We start from the raw sequence: 13,998 nt of genomic DNA on the forward strand, positions 1-13,998 counted from the left end.
GAGGGGAAACAGGGGCCGCCAGGCCCCTGCCGCAGCCGGCCCCCAACCGTTTGGCGCAGCCCGTTTCCACGATCCCCTGATCGGGCCACGACGGTTTGCCGCGCATGACGGCACACGCGCAAGGCTTGACCGGGTCGGGATTCGTCGACTAACCTTGCCCTTCCCATGGACCTGCGCTGCATGCGCACCCACGCGGAGCGGCCGCGGCCCCTCCCACTCCAGCCACGATGAACCGTTACACCAGCACTCCCTGCCAGGCTGCCGATGCGTCCCGCATCGCTGCCCGCGCACGCGTGCTGGCTGCCCTGGCATCGGGCCGCGCCCTGCGCGCTTCCTCGCTACTGCTAAGCCTACCGATCGGTTGCCGGGCCTAGGGCCCCGTGGCAGTTCGGCAGCCTTGCGCCACCCTTTTCCCGTTTTTCGATTTTTCATCTTCCCTTGCGAGGAAGGAGACCCCGTATGCTCGTCAATCCCGCCATCAAGTACCGCCCCGCCGCCACCGTCGACATCCCTGAGCGCACCTGGCCCGGCCGCACCATCACGCGCGCGCCGCGCTGGATGAGCACCGACCTGCGCGACGGCAACCAGGCCCTGATCGAGCCGATGAACCCGGCGCGCAAGCTGCGCTTCTTCGAACAGCTGGTGAAGATCGGCCTGAAGGAAATCGAGGTGGCGTTCCCCGCCGCGTCGCAGACCGACTTCGACTTCGTGCGCATGCTGATCGAAGAACGGCGCATCCCCGACGACGTCACCATCGTCGTGCTGACGCAGTCGCGCGAAGACCTGATCCGCCGCACCGTCGAATCCGTGCGCGGCGCGGCACGCGCCATCGTGCACCTGTACAACCCGATCGCACCGGCCTGGCGGCGCATCGTCTTCAATGCCTCGCGCGACGAGATCAAGGACGTCGCGGTATCGGGCACGCGCCTGATCAAGGCGCTGACCGATGCCATGCCCGAGACCGCGTGGACCTACGAGTATTCGCCCGAGACCTTCAGCCTGGCCGAGCTCGATTTCTCGCTGGAAGTCAGCGATGCGGTATCGGCCGCGTGGCAGGCCGGCCCGGGCCGCCCGATGATCCTGAACCTGCCGACCACGGTGGAATGCAGCACGCCCAACGTGTTCGCCGACCAGATCGAATGGATGCACCGCCGCCTCGCGCGGCGCGAGCATATCGCGTTGTCCGTGCATCCGCACAACGACCGCGGCACCGCGGTGGCAGCGGCGGAGCTGGCTTTGATGGCGGGCGCCGACCGCGTCGAGGGCTGCCTGTTCGGCAATGGCGAGCGCACCGGCAACGTCGACCTGGTGACGCTGGCGCTGAACCTCTATACGCAAGGCGTGGCGCCGCACCTCGACTTCTCCGACATCGACGCGGTGCGCCAGTGCGTGGAGCACTGCAACCAACTGCCGGTGCACCCGCGCCATCCGTACGTAGGCGATCTGGTGTTCACCGCGTTTTCGGGGTCGCACCAGGATGCGATCCGCAAGGGCTTTGCGCAGCAGCAGCCGGACGCCATCTGGGAAGTGCCCTACCTGCCGATCGACCCGGCCGACCTGGGCCGCAGCTACGACGCGGTGATCCGCGTCAACAGCCAGTCGGGCAAGGGCGGCATGGCGTACCTGCTGGAACAGGTGCATGGCCTCTACCTGCCGCGCCGGCTGCAAATCGAGTTCAGCCGCGCGGTGCAGGCCATGACCGACGACAGCGGGCTGGAAGCGAGCGCGGACGACCTGTATGGCCTGTTCGAGCGCGAGTACCTGGCGCGCGAGGCGCCGCTGCGCTATGTCTCGCACCAGCTGGCAAGCGACAGTACCGTGATCACGGTGCAGATGGAGCGCGACGGCCAGCCCTGCAGCGTGCGCGGCAGCGGCAACGGCCCGATCGACGCCTTCATCGATGCGCTGGACCTGCCGGTACGCGTGATGGACTACCACGAGCATGCGATGAACGCAGGCGCCGACGCGAGCGCAGCGTGCTATGTCGAAGTCCGTGTGGGCGATTCGCCGACCGGGTTCGGCGCGGGCATCGACGCCAACCTCGTCACGGCTTCATTGCGTGCAGTGCTGTCGGGTGTGAACCGGCACCTGCAGGCGGGCTTTGCCGGCGGCGCTCACGCGGCCAGCGCCGCCGCGGCCTGATGCCTGAGGTGTAGCGTTTGGCAAGAAAACCGGTGTGCCCCGCCCCCACGGGGCACACCCGGAAAGACGCCCTTGCGGACGCCCACGACATGCCTGGTGCGGATCCGGACACGCGTTGCGCGCGCTCGGATCTTTCGCACAGCGTAAGCGGCAGCATCGGCCCGCGCTACGAATCATTTCGCATGTGGTTAGAAGCGATGTCCGAGGATGCATCGGTGATGGCCGCGTTGTCGCGCCATCACGACGCCGTGCGCTCCATTTGGTTCCGCTTGTTTTGTGTCAAGGCCACCGCCGCCCCGCTCCGCCACACTGGGCGCGCCTTGATAACAAACCAAGCAGACCCATGAAAACACTGTCTCTTCGCACCGCCACCTGTTCGGCCCTCGCCGCCTGCGCCATGCTCGGCGCCTTCGCCACGCCCGCGGCCGCCGCGGACGACGCCCAGGGCAACTGGATGGTGCGGCTGCGCGGCACCTACCTCGACATGGCCCACAGCTCCGATCCCGTCGGCGGCGTCGGCCGTTCGGACCGCATCACGGTCAACAACAAGTGGATCCCCGAACTCGACGTCACCTACTTCTTCACGCCGAACTTTGCCGCCGAACTGGTGCTGACGGTGCCGCAGAAGCAGAACGTCTACCTTGACGGCAACAAGATCGGCACCTTCAAGCACCTGCCGCCGACGCTGCTGATGCAGTACCACCTCATTCCCAACGGCACCTTCCGCCCGTATATCGGCGCGGGCCTGAACTTCACCCACATCTGGGGCGAGAACATCGCCAACAACTCGCTGCAGCTCGATAGCTGGAGCGTGGGCCCGGCGCTGCAGATCGGCATGGACTACAAGCTGACCAGGAACTGGTTCCTCAACGCCGACATCAAGAAGATCTGGCTGAAGAGCGATGTGAAGGCGGGGGACGTCAAGGTCTCCAAGGTAAGCCTGGATCCGTGGCTGTTCAGCGTCGGGGTGGGGTATCGATTCTGATCCTGCCGCGCGACAAAAAAGGCCGGCGTCGAAGGGGCGCCGGCCTTTTGCATTTCATGAGCGCGCGCAGCGGACCGCTACCTGAACGCCGGCTCATCAAAGCTGCGCAGCTTGCGCGAATGCAACTGCTCCACGCCGTTCTCGCGCAGGATGCGGATCGCTTCCAGGCCGATGGTCATGTGCTGGCTGACGCGCTGGCGATAGAACGCGTTGGCCATGCCGCGCAGCTTGAGTTCGCCATGCAGCGGCTTGTCCGATACGCACAGCAGGGTGCCATACGGCACGCGCAGGCGGAACCCGTTGGCGGCCACCGCCGCGCTTTCCATGTCGATGGCGATCGCGCGCGACTGGTTGAAGCGCGCATACAGCGACTTGGACTTAAGCTCCCAGTTGCGGTCGTCGGTCGATACCACCGTGCCGGTGCGCATGCGCGTCTTCATCTCGTTGCCGGACAGCCCGGTCACGCGCGCCACGGCTTCCTGCAGCGCCACCTGGATCTCGGCGATCGGCGGCACCGGCACCCACGGCGGCAGGTCGTGGTCGAGCACGTGGTCGTCGCGCACATAGGCGTGCGCCAGCACATAGTCGCCGAGCTGCTGCGAGCGGCGCAGGCCGCCGCAGTGGCCCACCATCAGCCAGCAATGCGGGCGCAGCACGGCGAGGTGGTCGGTCATGGTCTTGGCGTTGGACGGCCCCACGCCGATATTGACCAGCGTCACGCCCAGCTTGTCGCCGCGCACCAGGTGGTAGGCCGGCATCTGCGGCAGCACGCGCGGGCGCGTGGCGTCGTCGGGTTCGGGCGCGCCCAGGTCCTGCACCACGTCGCCAGGCTCGACAAAGCGCGTGTAGCCGCCGCCATCGCCATTGCCGTTGCCATTACCCATCAGCGCGCGCCCAAGCGCGACGAACTCGTCGACATAGCGCTGGTAGTTGGTGAACAGCACGAAGCGCTGGAAGTGCTGCGGCGCCGTGCCGGTGTAGTGGTAGAGCCGCTGCAGCGCCAGGTCCACGCGCTCGGCGGGGAACAGCGACAGCGGCCAGGCTTCGCCCGGCACCGGCTCGTAGGTGCCGTTGGCAATGCCGTCATCGATGCGGTTCAGCTCCGGCAGCACGAACGAGGCCTCCAGTTCGCGCGCCTGGGTGTAGCTGATGTCGGTGGTCGAGGCCTCGATCACGAACGGCAGCGGGATCGGGCGCCGGCTCAGGCCCACCACCACCGGCACGCGGTGATAGCGCATCAGGCGCTCGATCTGGTCGCGGTAGTAGTCGGCCAGCAGGTCGGGGCGCGTCACCGTGGTGCCGTAGACGCCGGGGTACGCCACCGTGCCCCAGGAGGGGCGGCTGTCGGTGACCATGGTCTCGATGTTGACCGAGATGCCCAGGTACGGATAGCACGCGTGCGCGGCCGAGGGCAGCGGCTTGCCGCCGGCGAAGGCATCGAAGCGCGCGCGCACGGCGCCGACCGATGCATCGTAGATCTCGCGGATGCGGGCAACCGCCGCATCCGCGTCGGTGAACTCGGCGAGCTGGTCGGCCGGATGCGCGGAGGAAAAGACGGGGGCGTTCATGGCGGCCATGATACCGCGCCGGAGCGCCGCCGTGAGCGACGCCCCGGCGCGCCAGGCGCCAAATTGACGCGCCCGCGCCCGCTCGCTACACTCCGCCAATTGCGCAGCACGGCTTGCCGTGCCGTTCTCGACTCGCGGCGCCCCTGGTGGCAAGGGGCGGCGAGGGGCCGTACATGCTTTGCTGGGAGAGCCGCCAATGGAAATCCGTAACTTGTTGCCCGAAGACCTCGAGGCAGCCAGACAACTACTGATCGCCAATGGCTGGGCCCACCGCGTGGGCGGACCCGAAAAATTCGCGCGGCTGGTGGCCAATTCGCAGCGCGTGGCCGTGGCGGTAGAGAAAGGCGAGGTGGTCGGCTTTGCCCGCGCGCTGTGCGACGACGTCTGCGACGGTTTCCTGTCGATGGTGGTAGTGGCGCCCGGCCACCGCCGGCACGGCATCGGCCGCGCCCTGGTGCGGCATATCGTCGGCAGCGACCCCGATATCAGCTGGATGCTGCGGGCGGCGCGCTCGTCCGAAGCCGCCTTCTTCGGCCAGCTCGGCTTTACCCCCTCGATGGTTGCGATGGAGCGGCGCCGGCCCTGAACCACCCGGCCAGTACCACCCCGGCGCAGCGTCAGCGTCCTCCCATCTTCTGCCGGAACTCGTCGGCCGTCCCCACCTGCCGGAACAGCGGCCCGCCCGGCGCGAAGCGATCGGCGCTGGCCAGCGGCCCCACCACCACCGGTTCGAAGCCCGCATCGCGCACTAGCTGCGCCGCCACTTGCAGCGCGGCCGGGTCGTCGCCAGCGATCGGCACCGCCACCAGCCCGCCGGGCCGGTGATGCTCGCTGGCAAACTGCGCCGCGCCCATGAAGTTGAAGGCCCGCACCACGCGCGCGCCGCGCAGGTAGCGCGCCGTGGTGAGGCCGATGCCGTCGCGCCTGGCCTCGTCGGCAATGGGGCCGTCGCGGTGTTCGTAGGCGTTGGTGGCGTCGAGCACGATCTTGCCTTGCCAGGCGCCGGCATGGTCACGAGCGAGTTGCGGCAGCGCGCCATAGGGCGTGGCAAGGAACAGCACGTCCGAGAACGCAATGGCCTCGGCCACCGTGCCGGCGCGCGCAAGCGTACCCAATTCTTCGACCAGCGGCTTGAGCGCCTCCGGGTGCCGCGACGAGAACAGCACCGAATGCCCGGCCTTGACCCACAAGCCGCCCACGGTGCCGCCAATGCGGCCCGAGCCGATCACGCCGATGCGCTGCGCCGCGGCCTCGCGGGCCGGCGCCGGGCCGGGCTGGGCGCGCACGGCGCGCGGCAGTGGCGCAGCCAGCAGTAGCGCCGCGGCGCCGGCGCGCAGCCAGCGGCGGCGGGTCACATTGGCAGGCATGGCAAGTCCTCCGGCAGGCGGGGCCGCCGCCCGGTACGCGTGGCAGCCCCCTGGGATGACTCTAGGCGAAAAGCCGCCGCGCGTGGCTAGCGGTCGTTGCGGATCGGGCCATACTCGGCCGGCACCCACGTATAGCCGGCGGTATCGCGGCGCACATGGCCCAGGCCCGGGAACGGCATGTGCGCGCCGCCTACCCACAACCGGCCCCTGGCGGCCTGCTCCAGGATGCGCTTGCGCGTGATCACGGCCTGGTTGCTGTCGACGTCGAACTCGATCGCCACCTGCGGCCGACGCAGCTGCAGCGCATGGTTGTGCACGATGTCGCCCCACAGCAGCAGGCTGTCGTTGCCCGAGGTGAACAGGTAGCCGCTGTGCCCCGGGGTATGCCCGTTGGCCGGCACCACGCGCACGCCGGGAACAAGTTCGGCAATGGATTCACTACGGGCGCTGCCGTTGAAGGTGCGCAGGCGCTGCGCCGCCTGGTACGGCGCGGCCGCGGCACGCGCCATGGCGAACAGGCCCTGCGCCTCCTTCGGCGCGGCGGCGGCGTTGGCTTCGCTCAGCCAGTAGTCGAGGTCGGCCTTGTCGACGTAGACCGTCGCGTTCGGGAACGCGGCCTTGCCGTCCGTGGCCAGGCCGCAGGCATGGTCGCCGTGCAGATGCGTCAGCAGCACGGTATCGACCTGCTCGGGTGCATAGCCGGCGGCGCGCAGGTTCTCGCCGATGCGTCCCAGGGTCGGCCCGAAGCAGCCGGCCGCGCCGGTGTCGACCAGCACCAGGCGGCTGCCGGTATGGATCAGGTAGGCGTTGACGGCGGTCTGCATGCCCGGCGTCGAGGTCAAGAACATCCGAGCCAGCAGGCTCTGCACCTCGCGCGCGCTGGTGTACTTGAACAGCTTGGGGTCCAGGTCGATGTAGCCGTCATAGAGCGCGGTGACTTCGAGCTGGCCGACCATCATGCGGTAGTAGCCCGGCACCTGGGTCTTCTGCTGCGCCGGCGGCGTGGCGGTCTGCGCGCTGGCCATGCCCGTGGCCAGCACGGCGCTGCCCATGGCGATGGCGATGACGGCGCGCGATGCGGCCCGGCGCAAGGCAAGTTGCAACTTCGGGCGCGGGCGCGGGCCAGAGGTAGCGGGGCGCACCATGGACTGCAGCTTCATATCCTGATCCTGTTCTGATTGGTGTTGTCGAGGAGCAGGCCGGCGCCAGCGGGCGCGCGGCCAGCGCATATCTTAGCCGCGCCTTGCCCGACAAGGCCGCAAGGGTCAAAGCGTACCTACTTCTGCGTAAAAAACGGTGCCACGTGGCACCGTTTTCCATGCATGGGAGCTTGCGCCGCCCGCTTTTTACTCTGGCTGGATATTCGCCGCCTTGATGATGCGGCCCCACTTGCCGGACTCCTGCGACTGGAACTTCGCCAGTTCCGCGGGCGTGCTGGTGAAGACTTCCGTACCGGTCGACTTGTAGAAGCCGGCGGCGCTCTCGCTGCGCGCGGCCTTCACCATCATTGCGTTGAGTTTGGCCACCACCGGCTGCGGCGTCCCAGCGGGCGCATAGGCGGCGAACCAGTAGCTCATCTCGTAGCCCTTGACGCCGGCTTCATCGATGGTCGGCACCTCCGGCGCCAGCGGCGAGCGGGCCTTGCCCGACACGCCCAGCGCGCGCAGCTTGCCGCTCTTGACCTGCGGCAGGCCGGTGGCGGTGTCGGTGATCATCATCTGGATCTGGTTGCCGAGCAGGTCGGTGATGGCCAGCGGGTTGCTCTTGTACGGCACGTGCAGCAGCTGCACCTGCGCCATCTGCTGGAACAGCTCGCCGGCAATGCGCGACGACGAACTGCCGCTGCCGAAGCTGAGCTTGCCCGGCTGCTGCCGCGCCAGCGCGATGAACTCGCCCACGGTCTTGGCCGGCACCTGCGGGTTGACCACCATGATCTGGCCGCCGCGTCCCAGCGCCGTGATGGGCGCGTAGTCCTTGACCGGGTCGTAGGGCAGCTTCTTGAACAGGTGCTCGTTGGCCGCATGCGTGGTGTTGGTGCTGATCAGCACGGTGTAGCCATCCGGCGCCGCCTTGGCCACGTCGGACGCGGCGATAAAGCCGTTGGCGCCGGGCTTGTTGTCGACCACCACGGTGACCTTGCTGTCCACCGTGATGGCCTGGCCGATGGCGCGCGCGAGCTGGTCGGTGGCGCTGCCGGCGGCAAACGGCACCACGAAGCGGATCGGCTTGTCGGGAAACTCGGCCCAGGCCTGGCCCGCGGGCAGGATCAGCGCGAGCGCGGCAACGGCCAGTGGCTTGAAGAGCGGATGCATGTGAGGTCTCCTGTTGAAATCGTTATCGGTGAAGGCAAGGGTTCAAGGGTGGTCCGAAACCCCCGGCACGAGCCGCGGCGGCACCGGGATCTCGAGCTGCAGCAGGCGGAACGACAGCGCCTTGCCGTGGGTGTCGAGGTTGAGCGCATCGTTGACGCCGCCATCGAGCACGCCGTCGAGCACGAAGTTCATCGCGCGCAGCGACGGCACCAGGTAGCGCGTGACCGCCGCGGGCCGGCGCTCGCGAAACAGATCGCGCACCGCGTCTTCGGTCACGTGCGCGACCAGGTGGTCGAAGTCGCGCGCGTCATAGGCGATCACGCTGATGTTGGAACGGTCGCCCTTGTCGCCGGTGCGGCCATGGGCGAACTGGTAGAGCGCGGCGGTGGCGGTCATGGCAGGCTCCTCAGTCGATGAAGGTATGGGTGGGCGTGACCGCGGCGCGCGGCACCAGGCACGACACCGCGTTCAGGCGCGCGCGCTGCGCCGTGCGCACGCCGCCGCCGCCGGCGGGGCCGCAGGTATAGAGCGCGTTGACCTCGCGCTGCAGCGCCTGCGCCACGGCCAGGTCGTCATGCGCGAGCGCGGCGCGCAGGCGCACGTCCTGCGCCTGCGCCTCGTGCGGCTGGGGCTGTGCCAGCATGGCGCCGGCATCGTCGGCGAGCACGCTGAGCACGCCGATCAGGTCGAAGCGGATCGGCGCGTCGTGGCCCAGCATGCGCATCCGCCGGCGCAGGATGTCGGCGGCCAGCCGCGCGCGCGCCGCGGCGTTGGGGCCGGCGTAGGAGATCTCGCCCTCGGCCAGCCAGCCGCCGTGGCTGAACACATTGGCCTTGAGCTGCGCGGGGCGCGGGTGGCCGCGCACATTGCGCACGGCCACGCGGTCCGGGCCGAGCTGCGCCACGGTGACGGCGCCGATGTCGGCCACCACGTCCGGCGTCAGGTAGGCGCACGGGTCGTGGACCTCGTACAGCAGCTGTTCCTTGACCGTGCGCAGGTCGACGCAGCCGCCGGTGTCGGCGGCCTTGAAGATCTCGATGCCGCCGTCGGCGTCGAGCTGCGCGATCGGGAAGCCCAGCGCGTGCACGTCCGGCACCTCCTTGCGGCCCGGATCGGCAAAGTAGCCGCCGGTGACCTGCGCCCCGCATTCGAGCAGGTGCCCGGCCATGGTGGCTGCGGCAAGCCGGTCCCAGTCGTCCCAGGCCCAGCCGAAGTGCGCCATCGCCGGCCCCAGTGCCAGCGCCGGGTCGGCCACGCGCCCGCACACCACCACGTCGGCCCCGGCGGCGAGGGCGTCGGCAATGCCTTGCGCGCCGATATAGGCGTTGGCGCAGACGAAGCGTTCGGCGTCGAAGGCGTCGCCGAGGATGCCGTGCAGGCGCGCGCGCCCGGCCTCGTCGGACAGGTCGTCGCCCTCGACCACCGCCACGCGCGGCGCGGCCAGGCCCAGTTCGCTGGCGAGTTGCAGCACGCGCCGCGCCGCGGCGCGCGGATTGGCGGCGCCGAAATTGCCGACGATGGCAATGCGGTGCTGCAGGCACAGGCCCAGCACCGGCGCCAGCAGCGCGTCGAGCAGCGGCTCGTAGCCCTGCGCGGGATCGTTGCGCCGCGCCAGCTGCGCCAGCGCCAGCGTGCGCTCGGCCAGGGTCTCGAAGATCAGCGCGGCCGGCTGCGCCGCGGCGATCAGCGTGCGCACCACCGGCAGCGCGGCGTCGGTACGGTCGCCGGAGAAGCCGGCGCCGGAGCCGATCAGCAAAGGAGCAGTCATGGTTGGGGGAGGCAGGGGGTGGAGGTCGATCTCATTCTAGGGTGCGTGGGCCCAGCCAAAAAACGGATTATTTGGATTAATCTATCGACTTCCTGGTTAAATCCGCTGGCGCCATGAACCTGTCGGTGAAACATCTGCGCGCCTTCGTCGCGCTGGCCACCTACCGCAATTTCACGCGCGCGGCGCGCGCCTGCCACCTGTCGCAGTCGGCCTTCAGCGCGCTGGTGCAGACGCTGGAAGAGCAGGCCGGCAGCCGGCTGTTCGAACGCACCACGCGGCATGTGGAACTGAGCACGGACGGCGTGCGCTTCGAGCAGACCGCGCGCCGGCTGCTGGCCGACTTCGAGACCGCGTTCGAAGACCTGCGCGCGCACGCGGAGCGGCGCAAGGGGCGGGTCTCGATCGCGGCGCTGCCCTCGCTCGCCGGGGGTGACCTGCCGCCGCTGCTGGCGCAGTTTCGCGCGCGCTATCCGGGCATCGTGCTGGAACTGTTCGACCAGCTGGCCGATGGCTGCATCGAGCTGGTGCGGCAGGGCCGCGCCGACTTTGCGCTGGCGCCCGCGCCGGCGCAGGACGACGACCTGCGCGTCGAGCCGCTGGTGCGCGACACCTTCCACCTGGTGTGCCCGGCGGACCATGCGCTGGCGCGCAAGCGGCGCATCACGCCGGAGATGCTGGCGGGGCTGCCGTTCATCCAGCTGTCGCGCACCACCAGCGTGCGCCAGCACCTGGACGCCGCGCTGCATCCGTTGCGGCTGGCCAGCGTGATGGAGGTGGAGCACCTGGCGACGGTGGCGGCGCTGGTGCAGGCGGGCCTGGGCATCAGCGCGGTGCCGTCGCTGGCGCTGTTCCAGTTCCGGCGCGAAGGGCTGGCGATCCGGCCGTTGCAACTGCCGTCGCTGGTGCGCGATATCTGCCTGGTGCGGCTCAAGGACCGCGGCGATTCGGCCGCCGCCGCCGCGATGATCGAGTCCCTGCAGGCGTTCTACCGCGGCGGCAAGGCACCCGCGCGGCGCTGAATCGCGACGCGCACCGGTACGCAGAATTGGGTACGCTTTGGGCAGAAGACGCCGTGCGGCGCCTCAGAAGTGCCCGAGATAGCCGCCGTCGACCGCCAGCACCTGGCCGGTGACATAGGACGCCGCCGGCGAGGCCAGGAACACCACCGCGCCCGCCACTTCCTGCGGCTGGCCCCAGCGGCCCAGCGCGGTGCGCTGGCGCAGCCACTCGGCCACGCCCGCGTCCTCGACCATGGGCTGGTTCGGCTCGGTGGCGAAGTAGCCGGGGGCGATCGCATTGACGGTGACGCCGTGGCGGCCCAGGTCGGCGGCCATGGCGCGCGTGAGCGCGTCCAGGCCGCCCTTGGTGGCGGGATAGAGCACGTCGCCGGCGCGCGCCACCTGGCCCGCGATCGAGCTGACATTGACGATGCGCCCGTAGCCGCCCTGGCGCATGCGCTGCGCGGCCAGGCGGCACAGCGCGTAGGGCGCCACCAGGTTGGTCTCGAGCATGGCGCGCAGGTCGCCGGCATCGAGCTGCGCCATATTGCTGCGGTTGCGCGCGCCGGCGTTGTTCACCAGGATATCGAGCCGGCCATGCTCGGCATCGATGCGGTCGAAGGCCGCCGCCACGGCGGCCTCGTCGGTGATGTCGAGCACCAGCGCCTCGGCGCTGCCGCCGCGCGCCGCCAGCGTGGCGACGGCCTCGTGCACGCGCGGCGCATTGCGGGCCACCACCAGCACATGGGCACCGGCATCGGCCAGCCCGGCGGCAATCGCCAGGCCCAGGCCCTGCGCGCCGCCGGTCACCAGCGCCACGCGGCCATGCAGCGCGAACGGGATACGGGAATCCGGGGAGGGGATAGGAGTAGCCATGCGGGCGACTATACCGCAGCGGCCGGCGGCCGGCCCGTCCCCGCGCGCTAGCGGATCAGCTTGCCGGTGGACGACACGATCGACATCTCCACGAACGACGAGCCGGTGTGGCGCGCGGCGCTGTAGCTGATCAGGATGCCACCGAGGTCATAGTCGCGCATGCCCTCCAGCGCCGCGACCAGCCGCTCGCGGGTCAGGTCGGGGCCGGCGCGGCGCAGGCCTTCGACCAGCACCTTGGCCGACATGAAGCCCTCCATGCCGGCGTTGGACAGCTCCACGCCCTGCTGCTTCGCCAGGCTGCGGTATTCGCTCGCCAGCGTCATCTGGCTGGAGTTGGTGCCCGGCACCACCTGCGTGATGATCAGGCCGCGCGCGTCGTCGCCGAGTTCGCGTATGAAGGCATCGGCAGCGTTGTTGGACAGCGTCACGAACTGCGCCTCGCTGCCGGCGCGGCGCAACTCGCGGATGACGCGCGCCGCCTCCGAGCCCGAGCCGATCACCAGCACCGCCTGCGGGTTGGCCTTGTGCATGGCCGCCACGCCCTGGCTGATGTCGCCCATGGGCCGGGCGAAGTTGACCGTCGCCGCGGGCTGCACGCCGCGCGCCTGCAGCGCGGTGCTGTAGCCTTCCAGCACGTCCCGGCCGAAGCCGTCGTTGGCGTAGAAGATGCCGATACGGCTCATGCCCGAGGTCGCCAGGTGATTGATCGCGCGCGCCACTTCGTCCTGGTACTTGGCGCGCACGTTGAAGACGTAGCGGTTCACCGGCCGGTGCAGCGTGATGGCGCCGGTCAGCGGCGCAATCAGCGGCACTTTCTGCGCGGCGATGATGGGCAGGATGCTTTCGTTCTGCGGCGTGCCGCGCACCATGAACAGCGCGAACACCTTGTCTTCGTCGAGGAGCTTGCGCACGTTGTCGGGCGTGCGCTTGGCATCGAAGCCGTCATCGTAGGTGACCAGTTCGATGCGCCGCCCGGCGACGCCGCCGTTGGCATTGACTGTGCGCAGGTACACCTGTGCGCCGGCGATCTGCTCCTTGACCGAGCCCGCCACCGGCCCGGTGATGCCCGCCGACTGGCCGATGCGGATGGTGCTGCGGGTCACGCCCGGTTCCGCCTGGGCCGTTTGCGCGGCCCACCCCAGCGTGACGGCCAGCACGCCGCACGCGATCCATTTCGCCTTCATTGTCTCGACCCCTCTGCCTGGACGGCTGCTTTCGTTATTCTGTGGCGACGCCGCGGACAGGGCCCGGACGCCGTCACGCAAGGTACCGCATGCGTCCGACGGGGGCAAACCGGGAAAACAGGGGGTGTTGCAGCGGCATCACACCGGAGCCGGGGGACGGTTCCGGTGCGCGCCGGAGCGCGCCCGCGCGGGCGCGCGCGAAGAGACATGCGGCGCCAGGTGGCGCCAGCCGGCGGCAGGCGCCGGATCAGGGGAACGCCGGCACGGCCGGATCGACGCCGGCGAAGCTGGCTTCCGGATGCGCGTTGCGCAGCAGGGTTTCGATTTCTTCCACGCGGCTGCGCGGCACGTCCAGCATCAGCAGGATCTTGCCCGCCTCGATGTCTTTCTCGAACGCGCGCAGCCGGCTGTTGGGGGCGGAACTGCCGATCATGCTTGCGGCCCAGGCCCCGAACACCGCGCCCAGCACCGCCAGCACGCCGACCAGCCCCCACTGCGGGGTGTCGCTGACGATGGGGAACATCGCCACCACCACGCCGGCCACCACGCCCACACCGCCGCCGACCATCAGGCCCATCTCGGCCGCATGGACGATGTCGGAAGTCTGGAACAGGTTGGCTTCATGCAGGCCGGTCATGTCGGCACCGTCGCGCGCCACGAAGTGGATGTGGCGGTTCTCGACGCGGGCCAGCAGCAGGTCATCCATGGTGCGTCGGGCACTCGCCAGGTCGGGCAACAACCAGAAGATGCGTTTGCGCATGTCTCTCTCCTTGTACAGGCCGCGCCACCGGTGAGGTT

Annotated in this window: 13 protein-coding genes; 4 read left to right on the top strand and 9 right to left on the bottom strand. The window is 69.5% G+C overall.

Annotated features, from left to right (window positions below):
• Nucleotides 1-459 precede the first annotated feature (459 nt).
• Both leuA and U9J39_RS00405 read left to right on the top strand, forming a co-directional pair.
• Nucleotides 460-2,142, top strand: a complete 1,683-nt coding sequence (gene leuA, locus U9J39_RS00400; protein WP_326346271.1) for a 2-isopropylmalate synthase — start codon at nucleotides 460-462, stop codon at nucleotides 2,140-2,142.
• Between the two features lie 343 nt (nucleotides 2,143-2,485).
• Nucleotides 2,486-3,127, top strand: a complete 642-nt coding sequence (locus tag U9J39_RS00405) for an OmpW/AlkL family protein (RefSeq protein ID WP_115711847.1) — start codon at nucleotides 2,486-2,488, stop codon at nucleotides 3,125-3,127.
• A 77-nt stretch (nucleotides 3,128-3,204) separates the two neighbouring features.
• Here U9J39_RS00405 and U9J39_RS00410 read toward each other — a convergent pair whose 3' ends face one another.
• Nucleotides 3,205-4,704, bottom strand: coding sequence for an AMP nucleosidase (locus U9J39_RS00410; protein ID WP_115711845.1), 1,500 nt, complete (start codon nucleotides 4,702-4,704; stop codon nucleotides 3,205-3,207).
• Nucleotides 4,705-4,891: 187 nt separating this feature from the next.
• On the opposite strand from U9J39_RS00410, the gene U9J39_RS00415 reads away from it, so the two are divergent.
• Nucleotides 4,892-5,281, top strand: coding sequence for a GNAT family N-acetyltransferase (locus U9J39_RS00415; RefSeq protein ID WP_115682118.1), 390 nt, complete (start codon nucleotides 4,892-4,894; stop codon nucleotides 5,279-5,281).
• A 31-nt stretch (nucleotides 5,282-5,312) separates the two neighbouring features.
• Here U9J39_RS00415 and U9J39_RS00420 read toward each other — a convergent pair whose 3' ends face one another.
• The 5 genes from U9J39_RS00420 to U9J39_RS00440 all read right to left on the bottom strand — a co-directional run bounded on the left by U9J39_RS00420 (nucleotide 5,313) and on the right by U9J39_RS00440 (nucleotide 10,142).
• A complete protein-coding gene (locus U9J39_RS00420) occupies nucleotides 5,313-6,062 on the bottom strand; it encodes an NADPH-dependent F420 reductase (protein WP_326346272.1) in 750 nt (249 codons plus the stop codon).
• A gap of 86 nt (nucleotides 6,063-6,148) precedes the next feature.
• On the bottom strand, nucleotides 6,149-7,222 hold the full coding sequence (locus U9J39_RS00425; protein WP_326346273.1) for an MBL fold metallo-hydrolase: 1,074 nt from the start codon (nucleotides 7,220-7,222) through the stop codon (nucleotides 6,149-6,151).
• A gap of 186 nt (nucleotides 7,223-7,408) precedes the next feature.
• Nucleotides 7,409-8,374, bottom strand: a complete 966-nt coding sequence (locus tag U9J39_RS00430) for a Bug family tripartite tricarboxylate transporter substrate binding protein (protein WP_115711840.1) — start codon at nucleotides 8,372-8,374, stop codon at nucleotides 7,409-7,411.
• 42 nt (nucleotides 8,375-8,416) lie between these two features.
• Nucleotides 8,417-8,770 carry an AtuA-related protein gene (locus U9J39_RS00435; protein ID WP_326346274.1) on the bottom strand — a complete coding sequence of 118 codons (354 nt, stop codon included), beginning with the start codon at nucleotides 8,768-8,770 and terminating at the stop codon, nucleotides 8,417-8,419.
• Between the two features lie 10 nt (nucleotides 8,771-8,780).
• Nucleotides 8,781-10,142, bottom strand: coding sequence for an acyclic terpene utilization AtuA family protein (locus tag U9J39_RS00440; protein ID WP_116313703.1), 1,362 nt, complete (start codon nucleotides 10,140-10,142; stop codon nucleotides 8,781-8,783).
• Nucleotides 10,143-10,255: 113 nt separating this feature from the next.
• On the opposite strand from U9J39_RS00440, the gene U9J39_RS00445 reads away from it, so the two are divergent.
• The gene (locus U9J39_RS00445; protein ID WP_115682112.1) at nucleotides 10,256-11,161 is read left to right on the top strand and encodes a LysR family transcriptional regulator; all 906 of its coding nucleotides are present in this window, start codon (nucleotides 10,256-10,258) and stop codon (nucleotides 11,159-11,161) included.
• A 63-nt stretch (nucleotides 11,162-11,224) separates the two neighbouring features.
• Here U9J39_RS00445 and U9J39_RS00450 read toward each other — a convergent pair whose 3' ends face one another.
• From U9J39_RS00450 to U9J39_RS00460, 3 genes are all read right to left on the bottom strand, one after another.
• Nucleotides 11,225-12,016 carry an SDR family oxidoreductase gene (locus tag U9J39_RS00450; RefSeq protein WP_326346275.1) on the bottom strand — a complete coding sequence of 264 codons (792 nt, stop codon included), beginning with the start codon at nucleotides 12,014-12,016 and terminating at the stop codon, nucleotides 11,225-11,227.
• A gap of 47 nt (nucleotides 12,017-12,063) precedes the next feature.
• Nucleotides 12,064-13,200: an ABC transporter substrate-binding protein gene (locus U9J39_RS00455; protein ID WP_115711831.1), complete on the bottom strand. Its 1,137-nt coding sequence runs from the start codon at nucleotides 13,198-13,200 to the stop codon at nucleotides 12,064-12,066.
• Between the two features lie 247 nt (nucleotides 13,201-13,447).
• Complete coding sequence (locus U9J39_RS00460; RefSeq protein WP_115682109.1) at nucleotides 13,448-13,960, bottom strand: DUF1269 domain-containing protein; 513 nt, start codon at nucleotides 13,958-13,960, stop codon at nucleotides 13,448-13,450.
• Nucleotides 13,961-13,998: the final 38 nt, after the last annotated feature.

This window comes from Cupriavidus sp. SS-3 (assembly GCF_035818815.1).
Taxonomy (GTDB): Bacteria; Pseudomonadota; Gammaproteobacteria; order Burkholderiales; family Burkholderiaceae; genus Cupriavidus; species Cupriavidus taiwanensis_C.

Excerpts from the sequence above, each read along its gene's own strand:
- leuA (WP_326346271.1), top strand. The coding sequence starts at position 460 with ATGCTCGTCAATCCCGCCATCAAGTACCGCCCCGCCGCCACCGTCGAC.
- U9J39_RS00405 (WP_115711847.1), top strand. The coding sequence starts at position 2,486 with ATGAAAACACTGTCTCTTCGCACCGCCACCTGTTCGGCCCTCGCCGCC.
- U9J39_RS00460 (WP_115682109.1), bottom strand. The coding sequence starts at position 13,960 with ATGCGCAAACGCATCTTCTGGTTGTTGCCCGACCTGGCGAGTGCCCGA.
- U9J39_RS00435 (WP_326346274.1), bottom strand. The coding sequence starts at position 8,770 with ATGACCGCCACCGCCGCGCTCTACCAGTTCGCCCATGGCCGCACCGGC.
- U9J39_RS00420 (WP_326346272.1), bottom strand. The coding sequence starts at position 6,062 with ATGCCTGCCAATGTGACCCGCCGCCGCTGGCTGCGCGCCGGCGCCGCG.
- U9J39_RS00410 (WP_115711845.1), bottom strand. The coding sequence starts at position 4,704 with ATGGCCGCCATGAACGCCCCCGTCTTTTCCTCCGCGCATCCGGCCGAC.
- U9J39_RS00415 (WP_115682118.1), top strand. The coding sequence starts at position 4,892 with ATGGAAATCCGTAACTTGTTGCCCGAAGACCTCGAGGCAGCCAGACAA.
- U9J39_RS00430 (WP_115711840.1), bottom strand. The coding sequence starts at position 8,374 with ATGCATCCGCTCTTCAAGCCACTGGCCGTTGCCGCGCTCGCGCTGATC.
- U9J39_RS00455 (WP_115711831.1), bottom strand. The coding sequence starts at position 13,200 with ATGAAGGCGAAATGGATCGCGTGCGGCGTGCTGGCCGTCACGCTGGGG.
- U9J39_RS00445 (WP_115682112.1), top strand. The coding sequence starts at position 10,256 with ATGAACCTGTCGGTGAAACATCTGCGCGCCTTCGTCGCGCTGGCCACC.
- U9J39_RS00425 (WP_326346273.1), bottom strand. The coding sequence starts at position 7,222 with ATGAAGCTGCAGTCCATGGTGCGCCCCGCTACCTCTGGCCCGCGCCCG.
- U9J39_RS00440 (WP_116313703.1), bottom strand. The coding sequence starts at position 10,142 with ATGACTGCTCCTTTGCTGATCGGCTCCGGCGCCGGCTTCTCCGGCGAC.
- U9J39_RS00450 (WP_326346275.1), bottom strand. The coding sequence starts at position 12,016 with ATGGCTACTCCTATCCCCTCCCCGGATTCCCGTATCCCGTTCGCGCTG.